General features: G+C 62.3%; 17 protein-coding genes and 1 pseudogene. 13 read left to right on the plus strand and 5 right to left on the minus strand.

What is annotated here, in order from left to right; all coding sequences use genetic code 11:
* Nucleotides 1-225 precede the first annotated feature (225 nt).
* Together NKJ55_RS34345 and NKJ55_RS34350 are read left to right on the plus strand one after the other, a co-directional pair.
* Nucleotides 226-657: a DoxX family protein gene (locus tag NKJ55_RS34345; RefSeq protein ID WP_352453765.1), complete on the plus strand. Its 432-nt coding sequence runs from the start codon at nt 226-228 to the stop codon at nt 655-657.
* 299 nt (nt 658-956) lie between these two features.
* Nucleotides 957-1310 (plus strand): hypothetical protein, encoded by a 354-nt coding sequence (locus tag NKJ55_RS34350; protein ID WP_352453766.1) that lies wholly within the window; start codon nt 957-959, stop codon nt 1308-1310.
* Between the two features lie 71 nt (nt 1311-1381).
* Here the strand turns inward: NKJ55_RS34350 and NKJ55_RS34355 are convergent, their stop codons facing one another.
* Complete coding sequence (locus NKJ55_RS34355) at nt 1382-1687, minus strand: hypothetical protein (RefSeq protein ID WP_352453767.1); 306 nt, start codon at nt 1685-1687, stop codon at nt 1382-1384.
* A gap of 715 nt (nt 1688-2402) precedes the next feature.
* Nucleotides 2403-3221, minus strand: coding sequence for a methyltransferase domain-containing protein (locus NKJ55_RS34360; RefSeq protein ID WP_352453768.1), 819 nt, complete (start codon nt 3219-3221; stop codon nt 2403-2405).
* 371 nt (nt 3222-3592) lie between these two features.
* On the opposite strand from NKJ55_RS34360, the gene NKJ55_RS34365 reads away from it, so the two are divergent.
* From NKJ55_RS34365 to NKJ55_RS34410, 10 genes and pseudogenes are all read left to right on the plus strand, one after another.
* Nucleotides 3593-3997: a hypothetical protein gene (locus NKJ55_RS34365; protein ID WP_352453769.1), complete on the plus strand. Its 405-nt coding sequence runs from the start codon at nt 3593-3595 to the stop codon at nt 3995-3997.
* A 3-nt stretch (nt 3998-4000) separates the two neighbouring features.
* Nucleotides 4001-4405 (plus strand): hypothetical protein, encoded by a 405-nt coding sequence (locus NKJ55_RS34370; RefSeq protein ID WP_352453770.1) that lies wholly within the window; start codon nt 4001-4003, stop codon nt 4403-4405.
* Between the two features lie 79 nt (nt 4406-4484).
* Nucleotides 4485-5018, plus strand: a complete 534-nt coding sequence (locus tag NKJ55_RS34375) for a terminase large subunit domain-containing protein (protein WP_502904545.1) — start codon at nt 4485-4487, stop codon at nt 5016-5018.
* A 289-nt stretch (nt 5019-5307) separates the two neighbouring features.
* A pseudogene (locus NKJ55_RS34380) lies at nt 5308-6069 on the plus strand (phage terminase large subunit family protein); the annotation flags it as partial.
* The gene (locus tag NKJ55_RS34385; protein WP_352453771.1) at nt 6066-6659 is read left to right on the plus strand and encodes a hypothetical protein; all 594 of its coding nucleotides are present in this window, start codon (nt 6066-6068) and stop codon (nt 6657-6659) included. The pseudogene NKJ55_RS34380 and the gene NKJ55_RS34385, both read left to right, overlap by 4 nt.
* Before the next feature lie 314 nt (nt 6660-6973).
* Nucleotides 6974-8137, plus strand: a complete 1164-nt coding sequence (locus NKJ55_RS34390) for an acyltransferase family protein (RefSeq protein WP_352453772.1) — start codon at nt 6974-6976, stop codon at nt 8135-8137.
* A 182-nt stretch (nt 8138-8319) separates the two neighbouring features.
* Nucleotides 8320-10062, plus strand: coding sequence for a portal protein (locus NKJ55_RS34395; protein ID WP_352453773.1), 1743 nt, complete (start codon nt 8320-8322; stop codon nt 10060-10062).
* Entirely contained in the window at nt 10059-10379 is a 321-nt protein-coding gene (locus NKJ55_RS34400; protein WP_352453774.1) for a Bbp19 family protein, read from the plus strand. Before NKJ55_RS34395 ends, NKJ55_RS34400 begins: the two co-directional genes overlap by 4 nt.
* Nucleotides 10380-10563: 184 nt before the next feature.
* Complete coding sequence (locus NKJ55_RS34405) at nt 10564-10833, plus strand: hypothetical protein (RefSeq protein WP_352453775.1); 270 nt, start codon at nt 10564-10566, stop codon at nt 10831-10833.
* A gap of 9 nt (nt 10834-10842) precedes the next feature.
* On the plus strand, nt 10843-11157 hold the full coding sequence (locus NKJ55_RS34410; protein ID WP_031211512.1) for a hypothetical protein: 315 nt from the start codon (nt 10843-10845) through the stop codon (nt 11155-11157).
* A gap of 223 nt (nt 11158-11380) precedes the next feature.
* Here the strand turns inward: NKJ55_RS34410 and NKJ55_RS34415 are convergent, their stop codons facing one another.
* The 3 genes from NKJ55_RS34415 to NKJ55_RS34425 all read right to left on the minus strand — a co-directional run bounded on the left by NKJ55_RS34415 (nt 11381) and on the right by NKJ55_RS34425 (nt 12487).
* Entirely contained in the window at nt 11381-11698 is a 318-nt protein-coding gene (locus tag NKJ55_RS34415) for a YMGG-like glycine zipper-containing protein (protein ID WP_352453776.1), read from the minus strand.
* Between the two features lie 194 nt (nt 11699-11892).
* Nucleotides 11893-12294 (minus strand): type II toxin-antitoxin system HicB family antitoxin, encoded by a 402-nt coding sequence (locus NKJ55_RS34420; RefSeq protein ID WP_352453777.1) that lies wholly within the window; start codon nt 12292-12294, stop codon nt 11893-11895.
* A 4-nt stretch (nt 12295-12298) separates the two neighbouring features.
* On the minus strand, nt 12299-12487 hold the full coding sequence (locus tag NKJ55_RS34425; protein ID WP_352453778.1) for a type II toxin-antitoxin system HicA family toxin: 189 nt from the start codon (nt 12485-12487) through the stop codon (nt 12299-12301).
* A 110-nt stretch (nt 12488-12597) separates the two neighbouring features.
* Between NKJ55_RS34425 and NKJ55_RS34430 the strand changes: the two genes are divergently transcribed.
* Nucleotides 12598-13170, plus strand: coding sequence for a hypothetical protein (locus NKJ55_RS34430; protein ID WP_352453779.1), 573 nt, complete (start codon nt 12598-12600; stop codon nt 13168-13170).
* Nucleotides 13171-13390: the final 220 nt, after the last annotated feature.

The raw sequence follows: 13390 nt of genomic DNA on the forward strand, positions 1-13390 counted from the left end.
TCGCCTACAGAATCACACACCAACCCGACGCCGCAACTCACAGATGAGTCATCGACGCAACGAAAAGATGTGTGCATCCCCTAGCCATGAATGGGGGCGAGGAACCCTGGTCTTGCGAGGCCCGCTACGCGCTTGTATCCTGCAGGTTTTTCGGGGGATGATGTCGGGCTTGCGGCTGGTGGTGCGTCCTTGGGGCACAACCAACGTAACTCTTGGGAGGACATCATGACCTTGGAAACCGCTCAATCAACCGTTCAGTCGCCGTGGCAGACCGCAGCAATCCTTATCGCCCGCCTGATCTTCGCCGCCGTCTTCCTGATGGCCGTGATCTTCAAATTCAACGATATCAGCGCCACCGCCGGCTATATCGCGGCGGCCGGGTTTCCGTTCCCGCTCTTTCTGGCCTGGTGCGCAGCCCTGCTCGAGGTCGTCCTCGTCCTATGCTTCCTGAGCGGCGCCTTCTTCTCCTGGGCAGCACTCGTCGCCGGCGCCTATGTGCTGTTCCTCGGCATTGCCTTCCACGGGCCGTCGCACTGGGCCGGCAACCAGGCCGAGTTCGGCTTCTTCGTCGATCACTTCACCTTCCTGGCCGGGCTGCTGTTTGCCGCCGTGCACGGGCCGGGCAGGGTCCTGGCGCTGAGGCTTGGCAGGGGGTGATCCCCAATCTCGGAGGCGGCGTTCTCGTAAAGGCGCTCAGAAGGGTGGCTGCGACAATGGCGGTCGGGTCTATGACCGCGACCAGGGCCAGATCGGCAGCACGATCCGCACCAGCATCGTCGTGACGATCGAGAGCGGCCGCGTACCGTCATTCCGGCCATCCGCAGGTCGCGCGCAATAAAAGCGACAGCTAAAGTACGAGCGTTCGAGGTTTATGCTTTTTGTAGATGCGCCTGCATTCCCTCTGTACTTCCAACTTTCGGCGGGTTAAGCAAGACACGGGTCTTGAGGGGGAATTCATGAACATCGCCACGCGTTTTGCTGCCGCCATGATTGGCACGTCTCTGCTTGCCGGCTGCACTACCTTGACCGAAGGCGAATTCAACACGATGCATACCACGCTTGAAGGCAGCCCTGTCACCAAGCGCGTGGCGATCAACGAATGCATTGCACGCGAGAGGTCCACCCCGCTCAACGAAAGAAAGACTTACGCAGCAATCATGAATGTCAGTGTCGCAAAATACGACAGCGCCTTTTGTAGCCGGCTCTTTAATGCCCTTGCTAATGGCAGGCTGACTTACGCGGACTACCGCAGGCTTTCCTCGCCGGGGGCCGACAGCAGCAAGTTGATAAAGATCCTGCAGGGCCGCTAGCAGGCACCGCCAGCAGTCTTGCGACCCCGGCGCGGTAAGCCGTTGTCGCGGCGTCAGTTATGATCGCCGCGTCACATCTGGGCGTTGTAAGGTTCCTTGATCTGACCGACCATGCGTGCCAGTTTCGAAAAGGACGGCATGTCCGTTTCCGGCTGGCATTGATTGGCCAACTCCAGCAGTCGGATCGGGAAGTTGACGGCGTCGCGGCTCGACGCCGACATGCCTTCGGACCTTTCCTCGTTGGTCTCGCTGGCTTCGGCCTTGCGCAAGGCGATGTCTATCTCCTCGACGGAGACCACGCCCTTGCGGACCAGGACCTGATTGATCGATGCGATGGCCATCAGCAGGCCTTCGAGTTGCAGATTGGCGACGTTCATGGTGATTTTTGCTCCCATTGGCTACGGGTCAAACGCGCGAATGCCTGTTCTGATCCGCGGCTGCGGCTGCTCGTCGGCCGGTGAGATGCCTCGGCAAATGGAGAAAGCGCCAATTGCCGACGCTGCGTTCGCGCCCACAAAGTGGCTGGCGGGCAGCGCGAGGCGCCGAAGAGAATTCGGATTTTTTGTCGCCGTGCCACATTTTGTTCTTGCTTTGTGCCGGCAGCTATGCTACTAATTTGGGTATGGTGCTAATTGGCTCCAACGACCCGCCCACAGAGGCGGGTTTTTGTTTTCAGGCTTCTTTTCGATCGAACGTTGCTTGTGTTGCCGGCTTTAAGTCGGCGGGACAGCGCCCGGGACAGTACCCCCCTCTGGCCTGCCGGCCATCTCCCCCTCAAGTGGGGAGATTGGCGGTTTCGGCGCTGCGCTCTTCCTGCAACGTTGGAGATTGGCGAAAGCCGGCGCGAAAGCCGATCTCCCCCCAAGTCGGGGAGATGTCCGGCAGGACAGAGAGGGGCGCGAAGGAATGCAGCCTAGCGCTCTTCTTGGAAGGTCAATCGGGAGGCGGACAAGGCGAGGCGCTGAACGGAATTCGCATTTTTCTGCCGCCATGCCACATTTTGTTCTTGCTTTGTGCCGGCAGCTATGCTACTAATCTAGGTATGGTGCCAATTGGCTCCAACGACCCGCCCGCCGAGGCGGGTTTTTTGTTTCAGGCCGGTTTGGAGACGATCACGGCGAGAGAGGCGAGTTTTCCGTCACTCAGGCTTCGGATGTAGTTGCGGCGGCGCTGCAGGAATTCCGCGCCCATGACGACTTCATTTGCCTGCTGCTGCGCCGGCGAGGGCACGATGCCGGAATTGGCCCTCTTCAGCGCCAGCTCAACATGTTCGCCGGTTTCGTCGACGATTTCGTCGATGCGAAATCCGGCATCGACGAACAGGGTTTTCAATTTTTCCCGATCGGCGAGGTGGCTGGTCGCCGCAGAAACCGCCCAGGGCATGGGATAGTAGGGCTCGCCGCCGGCGAGCACGGCTTCGGTCCAGATCAGCCTGCCTCGCGGTTTCAGCACGCGCCAGGCCTCGTCGATGACCGCGGCCTTGTTCTCGATGTTCATGCCGACATAGAAGCAGATCGCCGCATCGAAGGTGCTGTCGCCAAAAGGCAGTTTCGTTGCGTCGGCCTGATGGAAGCGAACCTTGTCTGCCAGTCCGCTGAGTGCGGTCAGTCGGCTCGACGCGGCGACAAAGGCTGGTGTCAGGTCGATGCCGTCGACCTGGCAGCCATAGGTCGAGGCCAGAAACCTTGCCGGCCCGCCAATGCCGCAGCCGATATCCAGGATCCGATCTGTCGGCGAAGGAGCAAGACGGGCCGCATGCTCCCGCGTGGCGATCAGTTCGCGGCCATGGAGCTGATCGAAAGGATAGAGTTGCGCGGCCGCGAGTTTTCCGGCCGGGTCGGCGTCCGGGATCGCGGCCAATATGCGATCGACGATGCCGTCGCTGCCGTAGTGACTGGTGACATTGCCCATGACGCGTTCCCCTCAAGCGCAACCACCATCCCATCAACGCAAGTCTCACGCAATGCCCGCCTTTTTCGCCCCTCCTTCCAGCCGTTCACCGACGATGGTGCGAGGTCGTCAGTGCATTTTCTTCCACCGCGCCACATTTTGTTCTTGCTTTGTGCCGGCAGCTATGCTACTAATCTGGGTATGTTGCCAATTGGCTCCAACGACCCGCCCGCCGAGGCGGGTTTTTCATTTCGGGCTCCTGTTCGACCGAATGTTGCGTGTGCTGCCGAGGTATGTCGGCGCGAATGAACGCGACCGACTATGCCGGTCCGCAACCACCTATCGTCCATAGATTTCCCAACGCGCCCGTGCGCCCATTTCAGAGACACCCCATGTCCAACCGTTACGCCACCATCATCACCGACGATGACGGCCGAGAGGTCGTCAGCGCTATTGGCGAGTTCGCCGGCGCCGCACCCTATGCACGCCATGGCCGCTTCGAGGCGGTCGCCGCCGGCGTGCGGATCGGCATGGTGCGCGGCGGTAGCGTCGATGCGGTCGGCGGCTTCGGCTTTCCGTCGGGAGCACTCGACGGCAACGCGGTGGCAATTCTCAGGGCAAGGCTGAATGCTTTGCCTGACGCCGGTGCGATGAAGCCCGGCACGACGACTGATGCGAAACCCGCAAGCCAGCCGCGGAAGCCGAAATCGGCACGCGCCGGCAAGAAGGCCAGGCCGCGCAAGCGCATCGTGCGGCCAGGCAACAAGAAGCCGATGTCCGCCGGGACGGCGGAGTAGGGCATGGCCAAGGCTCCTTCCACCGGCGATCCGCAGCCGCACGATCAGGCACCCGGCAAGCCCGGCCGAACCAAGCGGGCGAAGAAGACGCTGGCCGATGGTTTCCTCGAAGCGATCCGCGCCGATTTTCGCGCCCATGGCGCCGGCGTCATCGCCGAGGTGCGCGCCGAAAAGCCCGATCAGTACCTGAAGCTCGTGCTGTCGGTGCTGCCCAAGGACCTTAATGTCAACATCAACAATCTGGATGCATTGAGCGATGACGAAATCAGGCAGCGCATCCGCGGCCTCGAAGCCGTCCTTAGGCCGTTCCTCGAGAAGCCGGGCTTCGCAAAAGGCCTCGCACAGCCGGGCGGCAAGGACGGAATATCTCAGCCTGCTGGCGGAGCTGGACCGCAGGCGCCGCACTAACCAGCTTGCCGCCTATCGGCCCTATCCCAGGCAGGCCGAGTTCCATGCAGCCGGCGCGACCAATCGAGAGCGCCTGTTCATGGCCGGCAACCAGCTCGGCAAGACCAGGGCCGGCGGCGCCGAATGGGCGATGCACCTCACCGGCCGCTATCCCGACTGGTGGCAAGGCAAGGTTTTCGATTGTCCGGTTCGGATGTGGGCGGCCGGCGTCACCGGCGAAAGCACGCGCGACAACCCGCAGCGCATCCTGATCGGCCCGCCGCAGCAGCAGGCGGCCTGGGGCACCGGCATGATCCCGGCCGACGCGATCCTCAGCACGATGGCGGGGCGGGCGCCGGGCGCGCTCGACAGCGTCGTGGTGCGCTGGGGCGGCGGTGGCGACGTCCAGGCCGGCGAATCGGTGCTGTCGTTCAAGAGCTACGAGAAGGGCCGCGAGAAATGGCAGGGCGAAACACTGCACGGCGTCTGGTTCGACGAGGAACCGCCGCTCGACATCTATTCCGAAGGGCTGACCCGCACCAACGCCACCGGCGGCATCACCATCGTCACCTTCACGCCGCTGCTCGGCATGTCGGACGTGGTGCTGCTGTTCTTGTCGGCAGAGGAGGTGTGAGGGATGGGGAAGGGCTAGCATTGCAGAACTTGGGTTCCTCGCCCCACAAAGTGGGGAGAGGTGGCCGCGCAGCGGCCGGAGAGGGGACTTTGGCAAGCACCAGACGCTGGCTCCCTCGATTGTTGTCTGCACAGGTCGGCGCAATTCCCCTCTCCGTCTCGGCTTCGCCGAGCCACCTCTCCCCACTCCGTGGGGCGAGGAACCCAAGCTTTTGACCGACCGCGTCATATTCTTTGCCGGACAACATCAACCGTCCGGCGCCTGCCACCACGATTCAATGCCGCGAGGGCGCACAATGACCCGCCACGTCACCTTCATGACCATCGACGATGCCGAACATTATACGCCGCAGCAGCGCGCCGAGATCGTTGCCGCCTATCCGGCGCATGAGCGGGAAGCCAGGGCAAAAGGCATTCCGGTGCTGGGCTCCGGCCGCATCTTTCCAGTGACCGAGGAGCTGATCGCCTGCGAGCCGTTCCCGCCGCCGCGCTATTGGCCGCGGCTCGGCGCGCTCGATTTCGGCTGGGACCATCCCTCGGCGGCGGTAGAGCTCGCCTGGGATACGGAGGCCGATGTCGTCTATGTCACGAAAGCCTGCCGCGCCTCGCAGCAGACTCCCGCCATGCAGGCGCTGACCTTGAAACCATGGGGCGAATGGCTGCCATGGGCATGGCCGCGCGACGGCCGCCGCGAGACGCTGGAAGGCGCCGGTACCGCACTTGCCAGGCAATATTCCGCACATGGGCTGAACATGCTCGCCGGCCATGCGCAGTTCGCCGACGGTTCGGTCTCGGTCGAGGCCGGGCTGATGGAAATGCTCGATCGCATGCAATCAGGCCGCTTCAAGGTGTTTTCGACGCTTTTGCCGTGGTTCGAGGAGTTCCGGCTCTATCACCGCCGGGATGGCCAGGTGGTGAAGCTGCGCGACGATTTGATGGCGGCGACCCGCTACGGCGTGATGATGCTGAGGGAAGCGGTGGTCGACCCGGCGGTGTTCAAGGCCGCGCGGCGGAAGGCGGGGCAGAGCGATCCGCTGGGGGCATTTCGGTGACCCTCCGCATCATTCCCGCCACTTTGCGCGACCTCTCCTACATCGCTGCCAACCTCCGGCTCGAGGACCGGGCCGAGATCGATTGCCAGTTCGACGAGTGGTCGCCGGCGCTGCTGGCCCTGACGGCGCTGCAGGGTTTTGCCTACGTCGCCGAGCTAAACGGCAACCCGGAGGCCGGCTTCGGCGCTGCCGAGCAGCGCAGCGGGCTGTGGATCGCCTGGAGCTGGGGCACGCGCCGCATGAGGCGCTGCGTGCCTGGGATTACGGAATTCTTTCATGCCGTGCTCGGGCCGCAGGTTGCGGCGCGCGGCGCCTGGCGGGTCGAGGCGCGAGCGCTGGCCGCCAATGATTTGGCGCTGCGCTGGCTAGGCCGGCTCGGCGCGACGCAACGCTGCCGCCTGCCGGGCTATGGCAGGAACGGCGAGGATTTTCTGCTCTACGACTGGACAAGAGCCTCTCACTTTGGAGAAAACCATGTGCCTTTTTCAAAAGCCGCCGGCGCTGAAGCCGTTGCCGCCGACACCGACCATTGCCGACAAGGATGTGCAGGCGCGCGAAGCCGCGTTGCGGGCCCAGCTTGCGGCCAATGACGGCACCGCAGGAACCGTGAAGACCGATCTGTCGGCCAGTGAGCTCACCGGCCAGCGCCGCGTGCTGCTGGGGGTGTGACATGGGCGCCATGAGAAGAGTGTTCCGCAACCGGGTGCTGGTCTGGTGGTACTGGCGCCGGCACGCAAGGTTGTTGAAGCGCCGAGGCGGGTGACGCTGCCAATCTCCCCCACGAGGGGGGAGATCTTCCGCGTTTTCCGTAACAGCACAGCGCAAATCGTGTTCCTTCCGCACGGTTGACATTCCTCCCTCAGCCGCCATGCTGCATTGCAACATGGCAATCGAGGAGTTCGGCATGACAGAAGCCCGGTCATCGCGCATCGAGTGCCTGGACGGGCTTCGGGCGCTCGCCGCGATCTGGGTGCTCATCGGGCACTGCTTGTTGTTGACCGGCTGGCAGATTCCTATTCTCGGCGAACCGGACCTCGGCGTCGATCTGTTCATCATGCTGTCCGGCTTCCTGATGGTGTTCCACTACCAGCTGCGCCAGGACAAGGAGCCCTGGCAAAGGCCGGAAACCTGGCTGAAATTCTGGACCCGCCGCTATTTCAGGATAGCGCCGCTGTTCTACGTCATGCTGTTCGCTGCCCTGGCGCTTGGCCCCTATCTCTACGGGTCGAGAATGGTCATCGACGAGTTCCTGCTGCGGTCGCCGCAGGCTCCCGAGCGTTATCTCGACAGCGGCCTGAAGAATATCGGCGCCCATCTGCTGTTCCTGTTCGGCCTGGTGCCGAATTTCGCCTATCGCACGCCGCTGCCCGATTGGAGCCTAGGCTTGGAGATGCAGTTCTATGCGCTGTTCCCGGCCATTATGCTGCTGGTGCGCAGGCTTGACTGGCTATGGGCGGCCATGCTGGTCGCGGCGATCGGCAGCGCGATCGTGTTCTTGATGGGACAATTGTCGGTCCACTTTCCGATGCCGTCGTTCCTGCCGTTGAAGATGCAGATTTTCCTGTGCGGGATGCTGCTGGCGGGCGTCGTCCATCAAAGGCAGAAGCGGCCTTTCGTGCATCTGACACTGGCCATGCTGCTGGCGGCGCTGCCCTTCGGCGGCGGCTATGGGCTGAGCAAGCTGTTGATGCGGGAAGCGCTCGTCCTGGGGTTCTTTGCCCTGGTTCTCTACCGGATGCTGCCGGGAACGATGGGCATCGTGGCCAGAAAGATCGCCATGACGCTCGCCAACAGGTTCTTTCATTTGATGGGTGAGCTTTCCTTCAGCATCTATTTGATCCATCTGCTGGTTCTCCAGCCGGTGGCGGCTCTGGTCATCACCCAGTTCGGCCACGAGCTGTCGGCGCCGTTGCGCTTCGCGGTCGTTGTTGTCGTCGTCTTGCCGGTGGTGTGCCTGCTGTCCTGGATCACCTACACGCTGATCGAAGTGCCCGGCCAGAAGATGGGCCGTTTCGTGGTGCAGCGCTTTGGGCGCAAAGCCGCGCTGGAGACGACGCCGGCGGAATAAGGCGCTGCCGATCTCCCCCCTTGAGGGGGAGATGTCGCCGAAGGCGACAGAGGGGGTCGCCGATCCACGCGAGACGACCCCCTCTGTCCTACCGGACATCTCCCCCTCAAGTGGGGAGATTGGCAGTTTCGACGTCCCGCCATCTTTCTTTTTCCCATTGAGTTCATCAAGCGAGGCTGACCATGAGCGATTCCCGTGCTCGCGATATTCTGTCGCGACAGGCTGAACTGGAGAGCGAGCGCAGCCAGTACGAGCATGTCTGGGAGGCGGTGTCCGAATTCTGCGATCCCGACGCGCCCGATATGTGGAGTGGCCGCCGCCAGGCCGGCGTCGATTCGCAGGCCGAGCGGCAGGAGCGGCGCGGTGCGCGGGTCTATGCCAATACCATAAACTCGGCCGCCAACCGGCTGGCCGCGGGGCTGGAGAGCCTGATCATTCCGCAGTCGGAGAAATGGCATGGGTTGTCGACCGCGGCCATCAACGACGAGGAGATCGACGAGGAAAAGGAATGGGCGGAAGCGCTGCGCGATTTCCTTTTCTCGCTGCGCTACTCCGCCAATTCGAACTTCGTGCCGGCAACGCAGGCCTGCCTGCGCAATGTCGTGCGCTACGGCCCGGCCTATCTCTATGCCGAGGAAGGTTTTGGCGGCACGCTGATCCGCTATGCCTCGATCCCGGTGGTCGAGGGCTATCTCTCGCGCAACCGCTGGGGCCAGGTCGACATTTTCCACCGCCGCTACGAGCGCACGGCAAGACAGGCCGCGCAACTGCTCGGCTATGACAGACTGCCGGCGCGGATCAAAATCCTGGTCGACGACCCCGCCAAATGCGAGACGAAGATCTCGCTGATCCAGTGCATCCAGCCGCGCGACGAGCGCAAGATGTACAGCTTGAGCGGCTCCTACCAGTATCTCGATACGGCGTTCGCTTCCTATCACGTCATCGAGGACGAGGAGGCGGTCGTCAGGGAAAGCGGTTTTCGCTCGTTCCCGGTGTCGTGCTTCAACTGGCGCCGCTACGAGGGCGATCCCTACGGCATCTCGCCGACCATCGAGGCGCTGACGACGGTGCGCGAGGAGAACGCCGTGCGGCGCTCCGGCCTGCGCGCGCTGCAGCAGATCACCGATCCGGCGACGGCCTCCAAGGCAAGGCTAGACTATGTGCCGGTGCTCAATCCCGGCGAGAACTATCCCGGGCTGATCGACGATGCCGGCCGGCCGCTGATCGCGCCGATCGCCACCGGCCAGAACCCGACCTATGCGTTCAATTATGCCGACAGCCGGGCCGAGGAGATCCGCGACATGATGTTCGTCAACCTGTTCCAGACGCTGGTACAGAACCCGCAGATGACGGCGACCGAAGCCTTGATCCGGCAGGAGGAGAAGGGCGCGCTGCTCGGCCCCTCCGGCTCGATCATCCAGGCCGGCTTTGCCTCTAATCTCGACCGCGAGCTGGGTATTCTGGAAGACAAGGGACTTTACGAGGAAGACAGCCGCTTCCTGCCGCCGGCGAGCCTTGCCGGCAAAGCGTTGCGGCCGACCTTCACCGGTCCGCTCGACGTGCTGCGCCGTTCCGCCGAGGCGCGCGACACCATCCAGGTTGTCACCACCGCCATGCAGATGGCGCAGTTCGATCCCGGCGTGATGGACAATATCGACGGCGACGCGGCGCTGAAGATCGTGCAGGGCGCCGGCCGCAGTCCGCAGCGCATTTTTCGCCGCCAGGACGAAGTGGCGGGAATACGCGATGCCAGAGCCAAGGCTCAAGCTGAACAGGCCGGCATAGCGGCGATGGCTGCCGCCGGCAAGGTCGCCAGGGATGCCGTGCCGGCGGCAGTGCAGGCGCGCGACAGCGGCCTGCTCGACGGGCTCGGCGGACTGATGCCGCAGGGTGTGCAAGATACTTCGGGCGGGCAGGGCGCATGAGCGGCAAACGCTTCGCCCATTCCAGCCAGGCCGGCGGCCCGGCCAAGGCGCAGGATGTCCTGGCCAAGGCCTATCTCAGAGTGTTCTCAGGCCAGGACGGCGAAATGGTGCTGGCCGACCTGGCGGCCGCAACCGGCTATTACCGCCGCCCGTCCTATGGCGAGTGGCTGGCCAAGACCAAGACGCCGAACGGCTTCGAGCTGCACAGCGCGCTCAGCAATGCGCGGGCCGAAGTGGTGCAGCATATTATGGGGTTCCTGACGCTGGACGAGGCGCAACTGGCGGCACTGGAGAAGGCGGCGAGGCTGGAGGGGTAGGGTGCGGGGAGCACTGACCTTGCGGAGGCCATGACCCACTTCGGCTGATCATTGTGCAAGTTTACGAACCCGGTGTAATGCAACTCGTCCCTAGATCCCAACATGATGCTGGGACTATCTTCCAGAAGACGCTGCACCCGAATCGCCGAGGCGGATTTTCTTTGTGGGGAGAATAATCAAGTTATTGGATATCGTTGGACGGCTGTCAGATTTTGACGAAGAGGATACAATTTATGTGTCGGAGCGTTGGACCGAGGGTTCAGATGCAATGGTTGCGACCGAGCCGGAAGAGGGATTGGTGCCAGCGGAGGCAGCCAAAGCGGGCCTGACATACTTTATCGAGATATTCATTGCGATCGAAATTACCGAGGCCTGGGTTGCGTCGTTGAAGGAAAAGCCCAGCCTGTCGGCCATCTGTGAAAGGCTCATTTATTACGCCGAAAATGATGCGTAGGAAGTAAAAATGTCGACTGACCCACGTTATGATGGACAGCCGCTGCTTAGGCTACTGGAGCTTTATGTGCTCTGGGCCATCGGAGAACTTTCTCAGGAGTCGGAGGATGGCTTGAAAAAGATGGGCCCCAAACTGCAATCTATCTATGGCGGCGATGGACAATGGCATGACGCAATAGCCCAGTCTATGCACATGCCTGAGGGAATGCCGGCAGCAATCCGGGATATGTGGGCAAGGAACCTCAAAATCGCCCGCGACAATGATGTAACTCTCACACCGCAGAAATTTGCGGAGATGTTCGTGGACGAAAATTTCGTGGGTTGAACGTTCTTGTGATTGGAATTGCGAATTGAGGTGATGATGCCCCTAATTCTGCCCTGCCGTACACCCGGCTTGGCCTGACAGATCGTCCCTTAAAGGGCGTCGCGTATCGACGCGCCTTTAGGTCTTTGTTCATCCATGTCGTTGTCCCAGAACCGCTGCAAACTTTTGGGCGACATGCACTAGCCGCTGAAGCTGGCTCCACCGCGCCAACCGCATTCTACGATCAATAATCGCCGTTGTAGTACCGGTCGTCGCAGGGGGCGGTGTAGATGCGGCCGCTGGTGCGATCCTGATAGCGGCAAAGCTGTTCGCTGCGCGGCTGCGGCGTGGTGGCGTTGCCGACGACGGCGCCCAGCAAGGCGCCGGCTCCGGCACCGATGACCGTGCTCTTGGTGTTGCCGCCGATCGCCTGGCCGGCAAGCGCGCCGGCGCCGGCGCCGAGCAGCGCACCGGTGCTGGTTCTCTGCTGTGCTTCGGTCTGCGCGCAGCCTGCCAATGCGGCAGTCACCAGCATGGCGGCAATGGCTCTGGACATGGTCATCGTCTGGTACTCCCTTGAAACCTATGAGCTAATACACGGGCCGATTTTGCCAAGTACGGTCGCATTTGCGGCGGAACATAGGCACCGTGCCTCACGAAATAAGACATGGTTGTTTTTGTCTGACGGCCTGATCCGCAAAGAAAGTAACCGAACAAGACCCAAAGAGCTTCATCTCCAGTCGACCTTCGAGAGCGCTACGCTGCCTCGATCTGCATTACCTTTTTCGCCGCAGCGGCCAGAAATCCGGATCGGCTGTAGCCGTGGCGCTCCGCATATCGGTCAATCTGATCGAGGACATCTTCCGGAATGGTGACATTGACACGCACGACCTTCGCAGCTTCAGCTTTCAAGGGAACCAGGATGGCGACACCGCTCAGATTGTCCTTGTCCGACATCACTTCCTCGAGGGAGGACGGCTCGGGAATGGCTTCGCCATCCTCGACCAGCCCCTCGACATGAAAGGCCAGTGCTTCCCCGGCCATGGCGCGGGCATCATCCAGGCTGACGCCAGCTGTCACCAGGCCCGGAAAATCGGGAAAGGAGACGCCGAAGTCGCTGTCCGCTTGCTTGTGGATCAATCCGATATAGTTCCGCATTTCTCTACCTCAGCTTCACGCCGGATTGTTTTTCAATACTCTTGAGAGTGCCGATCGGGATGTCGCGCTTGGAATGCGGAACTGTCAGCCGGCCCGGCCTGGATTTGTGCTTGAACTGGGCGTGACTTCCTTTTCGAGCCACTTCGTACCAGCCATCCGCCAACAGCCTGTGGATGACATCGGCGCTCTTCATGTTGTGTATAGATACACATAACTGATCCAAATGTCCATGAGCTTTTGCCGCTGTTGCGTGCGGCGGCCCAGCCGACCCCGTTTTCAATCCCGCAAGAATGGAGATACCAAATGACCCGAGGTCTTGCCCGGACGCTTTCGCGTGCCGCCGCCAGAGAAGCCGGCCTTGCCCCACCCAGGGCAGGGCTGATAGCCAGGACGACCGGACAGGGCGGCGCCTACCGCACCGTCTTTTCGTTCAATGCCATGCCGGTGCCGGTCACCGATGCGCAGGGCTTTGCCAGCCAGAAGCTCTTCGACTTTCTCGATGGCAAGGTCCGCGTCAAGGGCGGCACGGCAAGACTGCAGTTCGCCGTGCTGACGCCGCGCGCCTCGACCGTCAACGACAATGCCGCGCTGACCTGGTCGCTCGGCTCGACGGCAGCATCGAGCGCGGTGCTTGCCGGCACCATGGTCAATGTGCTGGGCGCGACCGGCCGTACGCTGGATGGCGCGGGTGCCGCGCCGTCGAGCGCATCGATTGCCGATGTTGCCGCAGCCTTGACGCTCGACGGCACCGTGACGCCGGTCGACCTCTATCTCAACCTGGCGTTTGCCACCGGCACCGATATCGACGCCGACGGCACGCTGGCGGTGTCGGGCACCATCACGCTGCTCTGGGAGAACTGGGGCGATAATGCGTAGGCGCTAATCTCCCCCCTTGAGGGGGAGATGTTGCCGAAGGCGACAGAGGGGGTCGGTTCGACCGGGCGCGACGCCCGGCGACAGATGAGGTCGGCGCTCGACGCGCCGCTACCCCCTCTGGCCTGCCGGCCATCTCCCCCTCGAGGGCAGGGGAATCGCATATGGCGATTTTGGGGTTGAGTTTAGGCTGAGAAAGGATTCTTTGGAGAGGCAGTTGAGC

The organism is Mesorhizobium sp. M0106 (assembly GCF_040322715.1).
Classification (GTDB): domain Bacteria; phylum Pseudomonadota; class Alphaproteobacteria; order Rhizobiales; family Rhizobiaceae; genus Mesorhizobium.

Coding starts and splice junctions, on each gene's coding strand:
- NKJ55_RS34345 (WP_352453765.1), top strand. CDS start 226: ATGACCTTGGAAACCGCTCAATCAACCGTTCAGTCGCCGTGGCAGACC.
- NKJ55_RS34350 (WP_352453766.1), top strand. CDS start 957: ATGAACATCGCCACGCGTTTTGCTGCCGCCATGATTGGCACGTCTCTG.
- NKJ55_RS34355 (WP_352453767.1), bottom strand. CDS start 1,687: ATGAACGTCGCCAATCTGCAACTCGAAGGCCTGCTGATGGCCATCGCA.
- NKJ55_RS34360 (WP_352453768.1), bottom strand. CDS start 3,221: ATGGGCAATGTCACCAGTCACTACGGCAGCGACGGCATCGTCGATCGC.
- NKJ55_RS34365 (WP_352453769.1), top strand. CDS start 3,593: ATGTCCAACCGTTACGCCACCATCATCACCGACGATGACGGCCGAGAG.
- NKJ55_RS34370 (WP_352453770.1), top strand. CDS start 4,001: ATGGCCAAGGCTCCTTCCACCGGCGATCCGCAGCCGCACGATCAGGCA.
- NKJ55_RS34375 (WP_502904545.1), top strand. CDS start 4,485: ATGGCCGGCAACCAGCTCGGCAAGACCAGGGCCGGCGGCGCCGAATGG.
- NKJ55_RS34390 (WP_352453772.1), top strand. CDS start 6,974: ATGACAGAAGCCCGGTCATCGCGCATCGAGTGCCTGGACGGGCTTCGG.
- NKJ55_RS34395 (WP_352453773.1), top strand. CDS start 8,320: ATGAGCGATTCCCGTGCTCGCGATATTCTGTCGCGACAGGCTGAACTG.
- NKJ55_RS34400 (WP_352453774.1), top strand. CDS start 10,059: ATGAGCGGCAAACGCTTCGCCCATTCCAGCCAGGCCGGCGGCCCGGCC.
- NKJ55_RS34410 (WP_031211512.1), top strand. CDS start 10,843: ATGTCGACTGACCCACGTTATGATGGACAGCCGCTGCTTAGGCTACTG.
- NKJ55_RS34415 (WP_352453776.1), bottom strand. CDS start 11,698: ATGACCATGTCCAGAGCCATTGCCGCCATGCTGGTGACTGCCGCATTG.
- NKJ55_RS34420 (WP_352453777.1), bottom strand. CDS start 12,294: ATGCGGAACTATATCGGATTGATCCACAAGCAAGCGGACAGCGACTTC.
- NKJ55_RS34425 (WP_352453778.1), bottom strand. CDS start 12,487: ATGAAGAGCGCCGATGTCATCCACAGGCTGTTGGCGGATGGCTGGTAC.
- NKJ55_RS34430 (WP_352453779.1), top strand. CDS start 12,598: ATGACCCGAGGTCTTGCCCGGACGCTTTCGCGTGCCGCCGCCAGAGAA.